Genomic DNA, 15,906 nt, shown 5'->3' with positions numbered 1-15,906 from the left:
GGCTTCTCCAGTTGTGTTCAGTCTTAGATGTGATGTGACCGCCGACCTGTCAGGGTCAGAGAGTGTCCGGCTCAGAATCGGGTATAAGCATGCCGTGGAGCATGATGTCGACGATTAAGTCCGTCCGCCCAACTAAGGAAGACGTTTCGCCCGTGAGCCTGTGGGCGATAACCGTTCCGTACATGGCGTACGAGAAGAATCGGCCAGCTTCGGCGGAGTCTATTTGTCGGAAGCGGCCGTGCTCCCTGAGCTGATCCATCAACACACTCCAGTCAGGCCGGTTACGCTCCCAGTGGACGAAGTACACCGGCTTTCCTCGATCCCTGAACTCGGCACGCTCCTGGATGAATAACTCGATGACTTCCGGGTGTTCATCGAAAAACTCCAGGTAAGACCGCACTGCAAGCCGCATCTTCTCTACCGGATCCCGACCCCTCTGTGCCGCAACCGACGCACGGGTGTTGATCGTTTCAACCGCGCGTTCCACGCAAGCGACGAAAAGATCTTCCTTCGTCGGGAAGTAGCGGTAGATGGTCCCTTTGCCAACGCCGATGGCATCCGCGATATGCTGAATATCCGAGCATCGATACCCGTGCTCGGCAAAGTGCGGCCCGGCAGCGCCTAGGATCTGCTCCCGCCGCTCCTCCGCCGAGAGCCGCGTGCGCTTCGTCGTAACCTGCTGGTCATGCTGTGTCATTAACTAACGGCCTACCCTGTTTCTCCACTGTACGTAAGCGGAATACGATCACTGTGACTTCGCTTGGGGTCGAGCCGTGGAGGACCGATCCCAAGCGATGCTGACGGACGCGTCAGTCCGTACGATGGCAACAAACAGGACCCGAGTCAACTCCACGGGGCCGCCGATAAGCATATATTGCGGGACTGCGTCTCTCCAGGATCGGGGCTGCGGCGCCCCAGCTCCGACAAAACCCCAAGGGCACGGATGCAACCAGCTCAGAGGAACTTCGTGCCCAGTGCCGGTCCACCGGCCCACAGCGACTCGCCCAGCGGCTTTTAAAGATTCACGGGCAAAGCTACGCGTTGTGCCGAACATCCTTCGCACCTTAACGCAGAAACCCCGACGCAAAATGCATCCGACCAAAAATGCATCCGACCATAGGAGCCCATGCCACACCAACAACGACTTCCGCTCCCGCTCCGAAGTCATCCACAACTTCGGCAACACCACAAGTTCTTTGCAACGTGCTCGAAACGTGTGCGACGCCCGCCTTGCTTCCATGCGCCATTTCGATAGCCCCAGAAAGGGTGGCGCTTCCTCTTGCAAGCTAGGCCTCCTCTTCTGCGTTACAGCCATGGAGACCTGGGAGGCATCGATATAGCAGGAATATGACTTCTGCGAGCCCGGCACAGCACCCAGCCATTGAAAGCGCCAGGAGGTCGAAAGGGCCCGTAAGGCCTGTGCCACACGCCGTGACAGGCGGCAGGCTTTAGAGGCCTTTTGTGACATCTCTAACCGGGCGCAATAGGGTTAATCCGTCAGATACGCACGGGCTTTTCGCGTTTAGTTTTCAGAGCGTTATGTTTTTTCCGTGTTCATTAATGCCGATCTATGCAGGCTTTGGCCTACCAGTGACGTGTAGGCTAATTCTGTCTACGAACCAGGTGGTCGGAGGTTCGAATCCTTCCGGGCGCGCCATATTCCCGAGAGAGGGCACTCACACCAGGGTGCCCTTTTTCATTAGTAGAAAGCCCCAAAGGATTCGAACCTCCGGACAGACACGTCGGTTCGATCCCGAGCGCAGCGAGGAACGTGTCGGCCACGGGCCGACACCCGGAAGGGCCAGGCGCGTAGCGCCGCCGCTATCCTTCCGGGCGCGCCATATTCCCGAGAGAGGGCATCCAGATGCGGGTGCCCTTTTTCATGTGTAGAACGCCCCAAAAAACCGAGCCGGCGTATGAACGCGGCGGCCCGGACCGACCAAACAAACAGCCCCTCATGTACCAGACCACTGCCCCCGCTCCCGACTCCATCCCCGGCCTCCGTCCCTGCTGGATGGATGCGCTGATCACACCAAAGGCCTCCACCCGCCTGCGGCACGTCGCCCTGGGCCTGGTGCTGGCGATCGCCCTGCTGGCCGCGGAGTTTGAAGCCGCAGCGACGGGCTGGATCCTGCTTGGCCTGCTGGGCTCGGTCGTTGTGCTGGCCCTCTCGGTCGATCCGCGCTGGCTTTACCGCATGGCCTATCCGGGCGTGGTCGTACTGGCGGTTGCCGTCGCCGTACCCACCGCCTACGTCGCCTACATCCTGGGCCTGGCGGGGGCCGTCGCACCCGCGATTGTGTTCGCCCTGATCGCCCTGGCGGCCACTCTGCTGGGCCCCGAGGAAGGCAGCCGCTGGCTGGAGGACCGTAGCCGCGAAGAGGACCGCCTGCGCCGCGGTTGAGACAACCGCCACCGTCCACCCGCGCGTCCTCGAACCCACCATCCCTGCGTGGCAGCCGGCCTCTTGCGGCCAACCCCCTGTGAACTTAGCGTGTTGGCATCCACCGACACGGAATTCGCCATGCGCCAGATGTCCCCCCGGGAATTGCAGGATCACCTCGCCGAGACGGACCAGCCACCGGTGCTGCTGGATGTACGCGAGCCCTGGGAGTACCAGCGCTGCCGCATCGACGGCTCGAAGCTAATCCCGATGGGCGAGATTCCGGCGGCATACCAGGAGCTGAACCCGGACGACGAGATCGTGGTCATCTGTCACCACGGGGTGCGCAGCCAGCAGGTGTGCTGGTTTCTGCAGCGGGCCGGGTTCGGCAAGGTGATCAATCTGGCCGGCGGCATCGACGCTTGGGCGCGGGACGTCGACCCCCATATGGCGACCTACTGATACCCCCTGTGCGCGGGCTCCCGGCCCTGTCGGTCATCGTCCCGGCCTGGAACGAGGCGCAGTGGCTTCCGCACACCCTGGCGGCGCTGCAGCAGGCCCTCGCCAACGTGGACCGCAAAACCGAGATCATCGTCGTCGACAATGCCTCTACGGATTCCACTCCGCAGATCGCGCAGCAGGGCGGTTGCCGGGTCGTGTTCGAGCCGGAGCGGCGCATCAGCCGTGCCCGCAACGCGGGTGCCCGGGCCGCCTGTGGCGATTACCTGCTGTTCGTCGATGCCGATACCTGGCCGGACGCCGAGCTGATCCGCGCGACATTCGACGCCCTGGACAGCGGCGAGGTCTGCGGCGGCGGAGCCCGCGTCGCGTTCGATCACCTGACCCATCGCATCTACCGCTGGGGTGCGGCGGCCTGGAACACCCTTTCGGCTCGGCTGGGACTCGCCGCCGGCTGCTACGTGTTCTGCACACGCGAGGCCTTCGAGGCAGTCGGCGGTTTCAGCGAGCGGGTCTATGCGGGCGAGGAGGTGTTCCTGTCGCGCGCGGTGGCCCGCTGGGGCCGCCACCACGGGCAGCGGTTCCGGATGCTGGAGACACCCGTGAGGACCTCGGGTCGCAAGGCGGACTGGTTCAACCCCGCCCAGCACATCCTTGTGGTGCTGCAGGCCCTGCTGCTGCCCTGGAGCCTGCGCTCGCGCCGGCTGGCCTGGTTCTGGTACACGCGCCCGAAGGGATGATGAGCGCCCGTTGCGCGCTACTGGCGACGGGCGGCGTCGAGACGCGCCATTAACGTGAGCAGGCGCATGATGTCCGGGGGTGCGGTATCGCCGCGATACTCGCGGTACAGCGTGTCCACGTTGACCGCGATCCGCTCGGCATCCCCCCAGTTGGCGTAGTCGCCCAGCGCGATATCGAACGCGGCCTCCTCCGCCGGCATTCCTGCTTCGAAACGCGCCCGCGCCTGCGCATCGATATACACCAGATAGTCGCGCACGCGCCGGGCACCGGCCTTGTCGGTGATGGGCCCGTGGCCGGGCACGATCAGCTCGACATCCATCGCCAGGATCCGGTCGATCGCGGCGATCCAGTTGCCCACCGGGCCGGCCCACATGATGGGTGTCCCTTCGATGAACAGGATGTCGCCGGTGTATACGACCCGGTCAGCTGGCACATGGACCAGCACATCCCCCTGCGTGTGAGCGGGACCCACCTCGATCAGCTCCACGGCCTTGTCGCCCACCGTCAGGTCCAGCCGCCCGGAAAAGGTGCGCGTCGGGAGGGTCAACTCCACCCCACCGAAATCGAACGCACCAAAGGAGCGCTGCAGGTACTGCCCTACCTCGCCCATCGCGCCGCTTTGCGCCATCAGGCCGGCCAGCATCGCCGGCGGCAGCTCCGGCATCTCGTCGGCACTCGCCTGTGAAGCAATGATCTCGGCCTGATGCACCAGGCGGTTGCCAAAGGTGTGGTCACCATTGGCGTGCGTATTGACCAGGAGATTGATATCCCCCGCGCCGATCCCGGTCGCGGCATCCATTTGCGCGAGCATCTCGGCCGTCAGGCGCTCGTCGAACAAGGTATCGACCAGCAGGGCCTCCTCGCCATCGCGGATCAACCCGGCATTGCTCCAGCCCCAGCCGCCATCGGGTTGCAGATAGGCCCAGGCGCCGTTCCCCAGGTCATGCAATCCCTTGCGGTAGGTTGTCGCCCCGCGCTTCCCCTGCGCCGTGTGGTCATGACTGCACGCCATGCATCGCTCCCGATCGGAAACGGCCAAGCCTGCCGCATGGCCCGCGCGAGAGCAAAACCAGTGCATCCACACTGGCCGCACAGGAAGCGAGTGGATCTCCCATTGGGGTCTGGCTCCGGTATACTGCGCGGTCTTTCGCTTCCCTCGAACACGACGCCCGAGCCGCCATGAACCCGCGCCTGGACCGGCTACAGCCCTATCCGTTTGAACGCCTGCGCCGGCTGTTCGCGGACCTGGAACAACCCGCTGACCGGGAGCCGATCGCCCTGTCGATCGGCGAGCCGCGTCATGCGCTCCCGGAGTTTGTCGAACCGGCACTGCACAACGCCCTCCAGGGCTACAACCACTACCCCACCACCCGCGGCGAACCCGCGCTGCGCGAGACCATCGCCGCGTGGCTGCAGCGCCGATTCCGGCTGGACGGGGTGGACGCCAACCGGCAGGTCCTGCCCGTCAGCGGTACCCGCGAGGCCCTGTTCGCGATCGCCCAGGCCGTCGTCACCGAGAAGCCCGGGGCACACGTGCTGATGCCGAACCCCTTCTATCAGATCTACGAAGGCGCGGCCCTGCTGGCCGGGGCGGAACCGGCTTTCTACGACCTGGCGCCGGAGAACGGCTATCTGCCGGATTTCTCCGCGATCGATGCCACGACCTGGGATGCGGTACAGCTGGTCTACATCTGCAACCCCGGCAACCCGGCCGGGGCCTGTATGTCCGAGTCCGCGATGCAGGAGCTGATCGGCCTTGCCGACCGGCACGACTTCGTGATCGCGGCGGACGAGTGCTACTCCGAGATCTACCACCCGGATGCGGAGCCACCGGCCGGCCTGCTCGGGGCGGCGGCGCGCATGGGGCGTACCGGCTTCGAGCGCTGCGTTGTGTTCCACAGCCTGTCCAAACGCTCCAACCTGCCGGGGCTGCGCTCGGGGTTTGTAGCCGGCGATGCCGACCTGCTCGACTGCTTCGCGCTGTACCGCACCTATCACGGCTGCACCCTGCCCCCACCCACGCAGGCGGTCAGTCTCGCGGCCTGGGCGGATGAGGCCCATGTCGCCGATAATCGCGCGCTGTACGCCGAAAAGTTCGCCTCGGTCGTGCCGATCCTGCAGCAGGTCATGGATGTTGAGCCGCCCGCCGCAGGGTTCTACCTGTGGCCGCGCGTGCCGGATGGCGACGACGAGACCTTCGCCCGTCGCCTGTATGCCGAAGCCGGCGTCACGGTGCTGGCCGGGCGCTACCTCTCCCGCACCGACCCCGAGACCGGGCACAATCCCGGGGCCGGACACGTGCGCATGGCACTGGTCGCCGAACCGGCGGCCTGCATCGAGGCAGCCGAACGTATCGCCGAAATCTACAAATACGAATCTTCATATAGTTAAAAGGACAGTTTCATGTCAGACATCAAGAGCATCATCGAGACCGCCTTCGAAAGCCGCGCCGAGATCAACCCGCGCAACGTGGAAACCAACGTGCGTGATGCCGTGAACGAGGCCATGGAGATGCTCGACAGCGGCCAGGCCCGCGTTGCCGAAAAGAAGGGCGGCGACTGGGTCGTCAACGAGTGGCTGAAGAAGGCCGTGCTGCTGTCGTTCCGCATCGCCGAGAACGAGTTCATCAAGGGCGGCTTCACCAACTACTACGACAAGGTCCCGTCCAAGTACGCCGACACCTCCAGCCGCGACTTCCGCGAGGGCGGCGTGCGCGTGGTGCCGCCGGCCACCGCCCGCCGCGGCAGCTACATCGCTCCCAACGTGGTGCTGATGCCCTCCTACGTGAACATCGGCGCCTACGTCGACGAAGGCACGATGGTCGATACCTGGGCCACCGTCGGTTCCTGCGCGCAGATCGGCAAGAACGTGCACCTGTCCGGCGGCGTCGGCATCGGTGGCGTGCTGGAGCCACTGCAGGCCGCCCCGACCATCATCGAAGACAACTGCTTTATCGGTGCACGCTCCGAGGTGGTCGAGGGCGTGATCGTCGAGGAAGGCGCGGTGATCTCCATGGGCGTGTACCTCGGCCAGTCCACCCGCATCTACGACCGCGAGAACGATGAGATCCTGTACGGTCGCGTGCCGGCCGGCGCGGTCGTGGTGCCGGGCAACCTGCCGTCGAAGGATGGCAAGTACTCGCTGTACTGCGCGGTCATCGTGAAGCGTGTGGACGAGAAGACCAAGGCCAAGGTCGGCCTGAACGCCCTGCTGCGCGATGTCTGAGGTCACGCTCTACGGGATCGCCAACTGCGACACCGTACGCAGGGCACGCCGGGCGCTGGATGCGGCCGGCGTCGACTTCCGCTTTGTGGACTTTCGCAAGGACGGGCTCGAGGAGGCGCAGTTGCGCCGCTGGGTGGATGCCGTTGGCTGGGAGGCCCTCGTCAACCGCCGTGGCACCACCTGGCGCCAGCTCCCCGAGGATACGCGTGAGGCCATCGACCAGGAGCGTGCGATTGCCCTGATGCTCGAACATCCGACGCTGATCAAGCGCCCGGTCATCGAGCGTGGCGACGACGTATACGTTGGCTGGGATGCGACGACCGCGAGTGAGCTTGGGGCTGGCTAACTTTTTCTAGCGGGCTCCGGCGTTCGTCGCTCTAGCCGGCGTGGTTATGGCTGGGCCCTGGTTCGCCCTTCGGTGTTTACGGTGGCTTCGGCTGGCCGCCTGCCATGCGCTGTCTCGCCAGCGCGCCGCGCCCGTTTTTGATCAACAACTGGCTTCTTTGCTCGTGCAAAGAAGTACCCAAGAAACACGCCCGACTGCCGCGACCCCGGCCCGAGGACCCTGGAGCAAGGTTCCCGGGCGGAATCCGGGTGCGCCTCGACGGGTGCTTTCTTGGGCAAGCACGAAAGTACCTCGCGGCGCGCTCGCGAGTGAGCGCTTGGCAGGCGGCCGGACGAAGGCGCCGTAAACACCAGACGACGAACCAGACCCCACCACAACGAAGGTGGCAAGGGACAGGCCCCGGGTGTCAGGCGGGTTGCTGGCGGAAGCCGGCTACCTCGGCCTGGAGGCGTTCGGCGAGGCCTTCCAGGGCCTCGACGGCCTCCTGCATCTCGCGGGCGCCTTCGGCGCTGCGTACTGCGATGTCGTTGATGTGGTGGATGTTGCGGTTGATCTCCTCGGCGACCTGACTCTGCTGCTCGGTCGCCGAGGCGACCTGGCGCGTCATGTCGTCGATGGTGGTCACGGAGTCGTGGATGTATTCCAGCGTCTCCTCCGCCTCGCCGGCCTTGCTGACCGAGGACTCGGCCTGCTGCTGACTGACCTCCATCGCCTGCACGGCCTTGCCGGCCGCACCCTGCAGGCGCTGAATGATCTCGCGGATCTCGCCGGTGGAGTCATTGGTACGCTGGGCCAGATGGCGCACCTCGTCGGCGACTACGGCAAAGCCACGCCCCGCCTCACCAGCCCTGGCCGCCTCGATCGCGGCGTTGAGGGCCAGCAGGTTGGTCTTCTCGGCAATCTCCTCGATCACCTCGAGGATGGAGCCGATATTGTCGGAGTCACCCTTGAGCTCGTCGATCACCGTACTGGCCTTGCGGATCTCGCTGGCCAGGGCGTTGATCGACCCCTGGGTCGCCTGGACCACATTGCGCCCGCCCTCGGCCGCGCGAGTGGCCTGCCCGGCGCTCTCCGCCGTGCTCTGGGTGTTGTTGGCCACCTCCTGCACGGTCGCGGACATCTGGTTCATTGCGGTGACCACCTGCTCGACATCCGAGCGCTGATCATCGGTCTCGCGACTCAACTCGTTGCTGCGACCCTCCAGCTGGCGCGCCGAGGCGGCGATCCCGTCGGCTGCATCCGCCACCTGCGTGATCAGGCCCGACAGACGCTCCATGACCGCGTTGAACGCGGTACTGGTGCGGCCAATCTCGTCGTCGGTCGCGACCTCGACCCGATGGCCAAGATCCGCCTGACCGGAGGCGATCGCCTCCAGCCCCGATGCCAGCCGTTCCAGCGGCCGCACGAGCATGTTGGCCGCAAACCAGCCGATCGCCAGCGCAATCAGAAAGGCCACCACCCACAGGCCCCAGAGGAGCCACCACAACTGATCGACCAGCGCTGCGTCGACATTCGCCGCCAGGTCGCCCTTCATGGTGTGGAAGGTCACCCCACCCATGATCGAGAGCGGGATGGTACTGACGAGAATCACAAGGATCACAAGCTTGAGGCGCAGTCCGCCGATCTTCAGAAGCCGGTTCATGGGGTCCCTCCTTTCCCCGCTATAACGGCCAGAGTGGCCGCTTCTTGATAGCACGCCCATCTTCGCGCAGGCGCCTTCAAGAGCAGGTGATCCGGATCAAGTCGACCGCAGGTTCGCGAACACAAAAAAGCCCGCGTCCCCATGGAGGACGCGGGCGGGTGCGGTCAGGACGGCCGGGGATCTAGCGGCCGCGCGCAGCCCGATTGCCCTGGGCCGCACGACCCTGGCCAGCGCCGCGGTTACCACCAGGCTTGCCGCCACGGCCCTGGCGCGGCTTGCCATTGCGCGCACCACCGCCCGGCTTGCCGCCACGGCGCTGGCCATTGCCATCGTTGGCCGCCGGCTTCGGGGCCGCGAAGCCCTCGGTTTGGATGCGTTCGATCGGACGCTGGATCAGGCGCTCGATGCCCTTCAGGAGCTTCATCTCTTCGCCATCCACCAGCGACAGTGCGGCACCGGCGGCGCCGGCACGACCGGTACGGCCAATGCGGTGCACGTAGTCTTCCGGCACATTCGGCAGCTCGAAGTTGACCACCTGCGGCAGCTGGTCGATATCCAGGCCGCGCGCCGCGATGTCGGTCGCGACGAGCACCGGCACGGCCCCGGTCTTGAACTGCTTGAGCGCCTTGGTGCGGGCCGCCTGGCTCTTGTTGCCATGGATCGCCTCGGAGGGCACGCCGTCCTGCGTCAGTTTCTGTGCGAGGCGATTGGCACCATGCTTGGTACGGGTGAATACCAGCACCTGGCCCCAGTCGTTGGTGCGGATCAGATGGCTCAACAGCTCGCGCTTGCGGCTGCTCTCCACCAGATGCACCGTCTGCTGCACGGTCTCGGCGGCGGTATTGCGCGGAGCCACGTCGACCTCGGCCGGCTTGTTCAGCAGGCTCGAGGCAAGTGTGCGGATCTCGCCGGAGAAGGTCGCCGAGAACATCAGGTTCTGGCGCTTTTTCGGCATCAGGCCAATCAGCCGACGAATGTCGCGGATGAAGCCCATGTCCAGCATGCGATCGGCCTCGTCCAGCACCAGGATCTCGATACCGGAGAGGTCAATCGTCTTCTGGTTGGCATGGTCCAGCAGGCGACCCGGGGTGGCCACGACGATATCCATCGGGCCACGCAGCGCCTTGATCTGCGGGTTCATGTTCACACCGCCGAAGATGGTCATCGACTTCAGCGACAGATGACGGCCGTAGGTACGGACTGAATCATGGACCTGAGCGGCCAGCTCGCGCGTCGGCGTCAGGATCAGGGCCCGCGGGCGCCCCGGCTTGCGCTCGGGCGCCGGGCCATCGGTCAGTCGCTGCAGGATCGGCAGGGTAAAGCCGGCGGTCTTGCCGGTCCCGGTCTGGGCGGCGGCCAGCAGGTCCCCGCCTTTCAGGACTTCGGGGATCGCCTGGGCCTGGATCGGGGTCGGCGTCTTGTATCCGGCCTGGTCCAGCGCACGCAAAAGGGATTCGGCCAACCCAAGGTCGGCAAAAGAAGAAACAGAAGACATGCATTACTCCAACGGCTACCCGCCGCTCGCAATCGAGGGGCACCCATCGGGGTATGACGAAATCGGGGGGACGGGAACCGAAAGGGTTCCGGATCAGTGAACGGACGCTGACGGGCGGGGCGTTCGGTGAGGCCACTATACCGGGTCAGAAGGTGAAAGCAAGTGATTCTCCGCGGATTTTCTCTGAATACCCAATTCCCACGGTAAAGAATCTGGGCTGATTCCAAAAACGATCGTATAATGCGGGGATTATAAGAATAAACGCGCCAGGGATGGCCGGGTGACGCAGATCCAGCGATACGGATCCGTTGCACCCAGGGTCAGACGCGCGTGCCTCACGGCAACGGCATACATCCAGTAGTTCGATCGTCCGTTGCCGACTGTGGAGGGGCACGATGATGCAGTACGTCCGGGGCAACCGCCCGAGCGATGGGTCGCCACGCCCGACCCCGAGCGTGCTCATGAGTCGTGTCGCTCAGGGGCCTCGATGAACGCCCTTCCCCGCTCCCCGGCTCCACCTCATATGCCCTTGATGTGGCTGGCACTGCTGGCGCTGTTCATGCTGCCCGTACTGCTCTGGATGGTCGGCATCCCCGTCCCGCCGCTGGTCCCGCTCGAGCATATGACCGCATTCCACACCGCGACCGAACTGTTCGCGGTGGTCGTGGCGATCGGGGTGTTCGCGGTCGCCTATCATGTGCGCGACCGGCGTCGGGTAATGGCCACACTGGTCCTTGCCACTGGGTTTCTCGCTGTAGGCCTGCTGGATTTCCTGCACCTGATGACCTATCCGCAGATGCCGGATTTCGTCACGCCCAATTCCTCGCAACAAACCATCTTCTTCTGGCTGGCCGCGCGGCTCGTCGCCGCAACGGCGCTCCTGCTGTATGTGGCACTCCCCTTGATCCCGAGAAGCCGGGGACCCGCTCCCAGAGGAATGCTGGTGGGTGCATTGGTGCTGGTCGCGGTGCTTGCCTGGGTGGGGTTATGGCACGAACAGCGCATCCCGGCGCTCTTCATCCCGGGCGAGGGACTAACGCCATTCAAGATCGCGCTGGAGGGCGTGGTGGTGGCCCTGCACGCCGCCACCCTGCTGGTCCTGCTGCTGCGTCCGCAGCTCATGCAGCGCCCGGGGATGCCGCTGGTGGCCGCCGCGCTGATGGTCCTGATGGCCAGCGAGGTATTCTTTACCCTGTACGACAACCTGTCCGACGGCTTCTTTGTACTCGGCCACGTCTACAAGGTGGCGGCCTATGCGCTGATCTACTGGGCCGTTTTCATCGAAAGCGTACGCGCCCCCATGGCACAACTCCGAGCCGCCCACCGGGATGTCGAGCTGCGCCAGCAACGCTACGAGCAACTGATCGACACCGCGCCGGACGGGGTACTGGTGACCGACGGCGACGGCACCATCCTGATGGCGAATCGCAACCTCGAACGGCTGTTCGGTTACCCGCGACGGCATCTGATTGGCCAGCCCGTGGAGACCCTGATCCCGGAGCGCCTGCGCGCACACCACCAATCGGTCCGCTTGCAGCAGGGTGACAATATCTCGGAGCGCACCATGGGCCAGGTACCCGATCTGCGTGGACGCCGACTCGACGGTACCGAGTTTCCGGTCGACGTCAGCCTGAATGCCTTCGAGGACCAGGGCGGGCGGCGCATCACCGCGTTTATCCGCGACATTTCGGACCGCCAGCGCCGCGAGGCCCGCATCCAGCACCAGGCGACCCACGACAGCCTGACCGGCCTGCCCAACCGTTGGCTCCTGCACGATCGGCTTGCCCAGAGCATTGCCCATGCCAGCCGCCACGATCATCGCATTGCGGTGATGCTGCTCGATCTCGACCACTTCAAGATGATCAACGACACCTTCGGACACCACGAGGGTGACGAACTGCTGCGCGAAGTGGCTCAACGCCTGAAGGACGCAGCGGGCACCGACGCCACAATCGGGCGTTTTGGCGGCGACGAGTTCATGATCCTGCTCCCCGAGATTACGGATGAGCTGCAGATCGGCGAACTGGCCCAGGAGATCCTGGCGCAGTTCGACCGGCCGTTTCACACCGGCCCCACGCGCCAGTTCAGCTCGAGTGCCAGTCTCGGCATCGCGCTGTTCCCGCAGGATGCGCGGGACGCGAACACCCTGGTGCGCTATGCCGACATGGCGATGTACGAGGCGAAGCGGTCCGGGCGCAACACGTACGCGTTCTATTCCGAACACCTGGATGCCCAGGTACGTGCGGAACAGCAGCTCCAGGAGCGACTGAAACACGCGCTGGAGCACGACCAGCTGGAACTCTATTTCCAGCCGTTAATCGATGCCCACACCGGGGCCGTCACCGCCGCCGAGGCCCTGCTCCGCTGGAACGATCCGGAACTGGGTGCCGTACCACCATCGCGCTTTATCCCCAGCGCCGAGGCCAACGGGTTGATTCTGCCGCTCGGCGACTGGGTGATCCGTCGCGCCTGCCAGCAACTGGCCGACTGGGCACAACAGGGTGTCGACACGTCCATTTGCATCAACGTCTCGGCGCTTCAGTTCCGCCAGCCGGATCTGGTCTCCCGACTTGCAGCGGCGCTAAAGGAGGCCGGAGCTTCGCCCGGACGCCTCGAGATCGAGGTGACCGAGACCGTAGCGATGGCCGATGTCGACCTCACACGCGAGCACCTCTCCGGGCTCAAGGCGCTCGGTGTGCGCGTATCGCTGGATGATTTCGGCACCGGGTATTCCTCGCTCGCCTATCTGAAGTCGCTGCCGATCGACAAGATCAAGATCGACCGCTCGTTTATCGCCGAGATCGGACACGACCGCGACGCCGAGATGATCCTGCGCTCGGTGATGGGGCTCGGCCACAGCCTGCACCTGAAGCTGGTGGCCGAGGGCGTCGAGACAGCCGAGCAGCTCGCCTTTCTGCGCAGAGAAGGCTGCGACCTGTACCAGGGCTGGTTCTACTCGCCCGCGCTTTCGGTGGAGGAGTTCCGTGCCACGGTCCACTCGAAACTGGATGCCTGAAACCCGCCCTGCTAGCTGCACTTTGAACATGCATTAGCATTCACTGTTTGACAGTCAGCTAACACTCCCATTGAATCAGCAACATAACGCCTGGAATGAACGGGTCATAAAAAGAAGGAAGGGGGACGCCAGCTCGGCCGAGCCCCCTCGCGACACAGGGAGTGGGCGTGGCAGGGAGATTTCACAAAGGGCCGGCATCCGGGCCAGGCGGCAGCGCGCCGCCGGAGCTGCGCAGCCGTTCCACCTGGGTGATTGGACTCGGGTTTACCATCGTGCTCGTGTTGATGGCCGCGCTGATCGCGCTGGGCCTGAATCGTATGGCTCAGGTGCACGACCGCCTCGAGCTGATCGTCCACGAACACAACGTGAAGACCGAGCTGCTGGGCAACATGCGCAACGCCGCCCGCGAACGCTCGGTAACCCTGCTCCAGCTGTCGATCACCACCGACCCGTTCGACCTCGATGAAGGGATCATGACCTTTCGTGGCCATGCCTCGAAGTTCATGTACAACCGCCAGCAGCTGGATGCGATGCCGATGACGGCCGCCGAGCAGCGGCTGCTGGACGAATCCCGCGGACTGACCGAGCGCGCGGTTCAGGTCCAGGAACGCGTGCTCGACCACATCCTGGACGGCGAGACCGACGAGGCGACGAGCTGGCTGCTCGCGGAGGCTATCCCGAAACAGGGGCGCGTGCTGGAACACCTGGACGCGATGATCAACCTTCAGCAGGAGGCCGGACTGACAGCCGTGCGCGACACCGCGCGTCAATACCGTACCGCGGTCGTCCTGATGCTGGTGCTCGGCGGCGCCGCCCTACTGATGGGTGTGCTGATCACGCTGGGTGTCCTGCGTCATACGCGGCGGATCGAATCCGCACTGCACGAAGAAAAGGAACGCGCCCAGGTCACATTGCACGCCATTGGCGATGGCGTGATCACCACGGACCTCGAGGGCCGGGTCGACTACCTCAACCCGGTCGCCGAACACCTGACGGGATGGGACCAGGCGTCCGCCTACAACCAACCCCTCGCAAGCGTGTTCCACATCATCCGGGAGTCCACCGGCGAGCGGCTCCACCATCCGCTGACCGAACGCATGCCGGACGGCACGGCCTGTACGCTGGATCAAGAGGCCATCCTGATCTCGGCCGAGGGTCGCGAACACGCGATCGAAGAGGTCTCGGCCCCCATCCGTGACCGCGACGGCACCACCATCGGCGCGGCCCTGGTGTTCCGCGATGTCTCCAAGGCGCGCGAGATGGCCCGCGAGCTGTCCTGGGCCGCCACACACGATTGCCTGACCTCGCTGGCCAACCGTGCGGAGTTCGAGCGGCGCCTGAGCCAGCTGGTGGCCACGGCCCAGCAGGAAAACCGCGAACACGCCCTGCTCTACATGGACCTGGACCAGTTCAAGCTGGTCAACGACACCTGCGGACACGGGGCAGGCGACGACCTGTTGTGCCAGCTGACCTCGCAGCTGCACAGCCAGCTGCGCGAGAGCGACACCCTGGCACGCCTGGGAGGCGACGAGTTTGGCGTGCTGCTGTCGAACTGCCCGCTGGTGCAGGCGGAACGCATCGCGGAGACCCTGCGCACAACCGTCGACAACTACCGGTTCGAGTGGCAGGGACGGATCTTCCGCGTCGGGATCAGCATCGGGGTCGTCCCGGTGTTCGGGCACGTGAAAGACACGGTGCAGTACATGAGCGAGGCCGACGCCGCCTGCTATCTGGCCAAGGAACAGGGACGCAACCGCATCCATGTCTCGCGGAGCGGGGATGCCGAGCTGTCGCATTGCCAGGGCGAGATGAACTGCGTCCAGCGCATTACCCATGCCCTGCAGCACAACCGGTTCTGGCTACACGGACAAAAGATCGTCCCGGTCTCCGGTGACGAACCGACACACACCGAGGTCCTGCTGCGCATGGTCGAGGAGGACGGCACGGTCGTCCTGCCGTCCACCTTCATCCCCGCCGCAGAGCGCTACGGGCAGATGCCCGCGATCGATCGCTGGGTCATCAAGCGGGTTTTTCAGCACGCCGCCACTGACACCGATACCGAAGGCCACTTCGCCGTGAACCTGTCCGGCCAGTCCCTCTGCGACCGAGGCATGCTGGACTACATCATTGACCAGATCGGACAAAGCGGCGTCGAACCCAGCCGAATCTGTTTCGAGATTACCGAGACCGCCGCGATCGCCAACCTGAGCCAGGCCAGCCGCTTCATCCGCGAGTTGCGCGGCATAGGCTGCCACTTCTCCCTGGACGACTTCGGGACGGGTATGGCCTCGTTCGGCTATCTCAAGACACTAAAGGTCGACTACCTGAAGATCGATGGCAGCTTCGTGCGTGACATGGCGGAGGACCGGGTCAGCCGCGCGATGGTCGAGAGCATTCACCACATCGGACGGGTGATCGGGGTCCAGACGGTCGCGGAGTGTGTCTCGCACGAGAGCCTGATGGACGCCCTGCGGCTGGTGGGTGTGGACTATGCCCAGGGCTTCGGACTCCATGTGCCGGAGCCCCTGGAACCGTGTCCTGTTCCGGTCGCGGAAAGCCGGCGTTCCGGATCGGTCGCCGGCTGAATACCGTGGAACAC

The 15,906-nt window shown here is 64.8% G+C and carries 12 protein-coding genes; 8 read left to right on the top strand and 4 right to left on the bottom strand.

What is annotated here, in order from left to right; translation table 11 throughout:
- Positions 1–55: 55 nt before the first annotated feature.
- A complete protein-coding gene (locus F579_RS0102005; protein ID WP_018174392.1) occupies positions 56–697 on the bottom strand; it encodes a TetR/AcrR family transcriptional regulator in 642 nt (213 codons plus the stop codon).
- Between the two features lie 1,317 nt (positions 698–2,014).
- Here F579_RS0102005 and F579_RS0102000 point away from each other — a divergent pair.
- The 3 genes from F579_RS0102000 to F579_RS0101990 all read left to right on the top strand — a co-directional run bounded on the left by F579_RS0102000 (position 2,015) and on the right by F579_RS0101990 (position 3,582).
- Entirely contained in the window at positions 2,015–2,404 is a 390-nt protein-coding gene (locus tag F579_RS0102000; protein WP_019025559.1) for a hypothetical protein, read from the top strand.
- A 120-nt stretch (positions 2,405–2,524) separates the two neighbouring features.
- Positions 2,525–2,845, top strand: coding sequence for a rhodanese-like domain-containing protein (locus F579_RS0101995; RefSeq protein ID WP_019024503.1), 321 nt, complete (start codon positions 2,525–2,527; stop codon positions 2,843–2,845).
- An 8-nt stretch (positions 2,846–2,853) separates the two neighbouring features.
- Positions 2,854–3,582: a glycosyltransferase gene (locus F579_RS0101990; protein ID WP_019024504.1), complete on the top strand. Its 729-nt coding sequence runs from the start codon at positions 2,854–2,856 to the stop codon at positions 3,580–3,582.
- Between the two features lie 17 nt (positions 3,583–3,599).
- On the opposite strand, the gene F579_RS0101985 is transcribed toward F579_RS0101990, so the two are convergent.
- Positions 3,600–4,523, bottom strand: coding sequence for an MBL fold metallo-hydrolase (locus F579_RS0101985; protein WP_026301059.1), 924 nt, complete (start codon positions 4,521–4,523; stop codon positions 3,600–3,602).
- Positions 4,524–4,762: 239 nt separating this feature from the next.
- Here F579_RS0101985 and dapC point away from each other — a divergent pair, with 239 nt between their 5' ends.
- From dapC to F579_RS0101970, 3 genes are read left to right on the top strand one after another with little or no spacing between them, the layout of a single operon-like run.
- Entirely contained in the window at positions 4,763–5,974 is a 1,212-nt protein-coding gene (gene dapC / locus F579_RS0101980; RefSeq protein ID WP_019024506.1) for a succinyldiaminopimelate transaminase, read from the top strand.
- 12 nt (positions 5,975–5,986) lie between these two features.
- Positions 5,987–6,808, top strand: coding sequence for a 2,3,4,5-tetrahydropyridine-2,6-dicarboxylate N-succinyltransferase (gene dapD / locus F579_RS0101975; RefSeq protein WP_017925459.1), 822 nt, complete (start codon positions 5,987–5,989; stop codon positions 6,806–6,808).
- The gene (locus F579_RS0101970; protein WP_019024507.1) at positions 6,801–7,154 is read left to right on the top strand and encodes an ArsC family reductase; all 354 of its coding nucleotides are present in this window, start codon (positions 6,801–6,803) and stop codon (positions 7,152–7,154) included. Before dapD ends, F579_RS0101970 begins: the two co-directional genes overlap by 8 nt.
- A 406-nt stretch (positions 7,155–7,560) precedes the next feature.
- Here the strand turns inward: F579_RS0101970 and F579_RS0101965 are convergent, their stop codons facing one another.
- Together F579_RS0101965 and F579_RS0101960 are read right to left on the bottom strand one after the other, a co-directional pair.
- Positions 7,561–8,796: a methyl-accepting chemotaxis protein gene (locus tag F579_RS0101965; protein ID WP_019024508.1), complete on the bottom strand. Its 1,236-nt coding sequence runs from the start codon at positions 8,794–8,796 to the stop codon at positions 7,561–7,563.
- A gap of 181 nt (positions 8,797–8,977) precedes the next feature.
- Positions 8,978–10,291: a DEAD/DEAH box helicase gene (locus tag F579_RS0101960; protein ID WP_038029299.1), complete on the bottom strand. Its 1,314-nt coding sequence runs from the start codon at positions 10,289–10,291 to the stop codon at positions 8,978–8,980.
- Positions 10,292–10,778: 487 nt separating this feature from the next.
- Between F579_RS0101960 and F579_RS0101955 the strand changes: the two genes are divergently transcribed.
- Together F579_RS0101955 and F579_RS0101950 are read left to right on the top strand one after the other, a co-directional pair.
- Positions 10,779–13,307 carry an EAL domain-containing protein gene (locus F579_RS0101955; protein WP_026301061.1) on the top strand — a complete coding sequence of 843 codons (2,529 nt, stop codon included), beginning with the start codon at positions 10,779–10,781 and terminating at the stop codon, positions 13,305–13,307.
- A gap of 248 nt (positions 13,308–13,555) precedes the next feature.
- Complete coding sequence (locus tag F579_RS0101950; protein ID WP_019024511.1) at positions 13,556–15,892, top strand: EAL domain-containing protein; 2,337 nt, start codon at positions 13,556–13,558, stop codon at positions 15,890–15,892.
- Positions 15,893–15,906: the final 14 nt, after the last annotated feature.

The sequence above is a fragment of the Thioalkalivibrio sp. ALJ21 genome, assembly GCF_000378605.1.
In the GTDB taxonomy this organism is placed as follows: domain Bacteria; phylum Pseudomonadota; class Gammaproteobacteria; order Ectothiorhodospirales; family Ectothiorhodospiraceae; genus Thioalkalivibrio.
The sequence above is the reverse complement of the archived record's forward strand: the minus strand, read 5'-3'. Positions and strand labels throughout refer to the sequence as shown.

Bases quoted from the DNA above. Each gene is read 5' to 3' on its own strand.
- F579_RS0102005 (WP_018174392.1), bottom strand. From the start codon at position 697: ATGACACAGCATGACCAGCAGGTTACGACGAAGCGCACGCGGCTCTCG.
- F579_RS0101995 (WP_019024503.1), top strand. From the start codon at position 2,525: ATGCGCCAGATGTCCCCCCGGGAATTGCAGGATCACCTCGCCGAGACG.
- F579_RS0101955 (WP_026301061.1), top strand. From the start codon at position 10,779: ATGAACGCCCTTCCCCGCTCCCCGGCTCCACCTCATATGCCCTTGATG.
- dapC (WP_019024506.1), top strand. From the start codon at position 4,763: ATGAACCCGCGCCTGGACCGGCTACAGCCCTATCCGTTTGAACGCCTG.
- F579_RS0101965 (WP_019024508.1), bottom strand. From the start codon at position 8,796: ATGAACCGGCTTCTGAAGATCGGCGGACTGCGCCTCAAGCTTGTGATC.
- F579_RS0101970 (WP_019024507.1), top strand. From the start codon at position 6,801: ATGTCTGAGGTCACGCTCTACGGGATCGCCAACTGCGACACCGTACGC.
- F579_RS0101960 (WP_038029299.1), bottom strand. From the start codon at position 10,291: ATGTCTTCTGTTTCTTCTTTTGCCGACCTTGGGTTGGCCGAATCCCTT.
- F579_RS0102000 (WP_019025559.1), top strand. From the start codon at position 2,015: ATGGATGCGCTGATCACACCAAAGGCCTCCACCCGCCTGCGGCACGTC.
- dapD (WP_017925459.1), top strand. From the start codon at position 5,987: ATGTCAGACATCAAGAGCATCATCGAGACCGCCTTCGAAAGCCGCGCC.